Origin of the sequence: Aeromonas sp. ZOR0002 (assembly GCF_963866995.1) — a bacterium.
GTDB lineage: Bacteria > Pseudomonadota > Gammaproteobacteria > Enterobacterales > Aeromonadaceae > Aeromonas > Aeromonas caviae.
The window spans coordinates 1-360 of record NZ_CAWMFQ010000331.1; the positions used below are offsets into that span (position 1 = coordinate 1).

The 360-nt window shown below is 70.8% G+C and carries 1 protein-coding gene; it reads right to left on the reverse strand.

What is annotated here, in order from left to right; all coding sequences use genetic code 11:
• The coding region (locus AACR77_RS18060; RefSeq protein ID WP_042883190.1) for an ATP-binding cassette domain-containing protein at nucleotides 1–360 on the reverse strand (360 nt) is incomplete at both ends.

A 360-nucleotide genomic window follows, 5' to 3' on the forward strand; every position in this document is an offset into this window, starting at 1 on the left:
CACAGTCAGCACGAAGGCGCCGCGCCAGCCCAGCAGAAACTGCTCGAGCCAGAGCAGGGCGGGCAAGTCCAGGTGGTTGCTGGGCTCATCGAGCAGCAGCAGGTTGGGTTGGCGCAGCAGGGCGCGGCCTATCTGCAGCCGGCTGTGCTGGCCACCGCTCAGTGCACTGACCGGCAACGTGGCCTGGGCCTCCAGCTGCAGTTCGGCCAGCAGCTTGTCCACCTGCCATTCGGCGGCGGGGTCGTTGCCGAGCGCATCCAGCAGCACGGCGCGGGTGCTGAGGGTGGAAAGCCCGGCGGGCAGTTGCTGGGCCACGAACTCGCAGCGGCAGGCGGCGGCCTGCACGACCCGGCCGGCCTG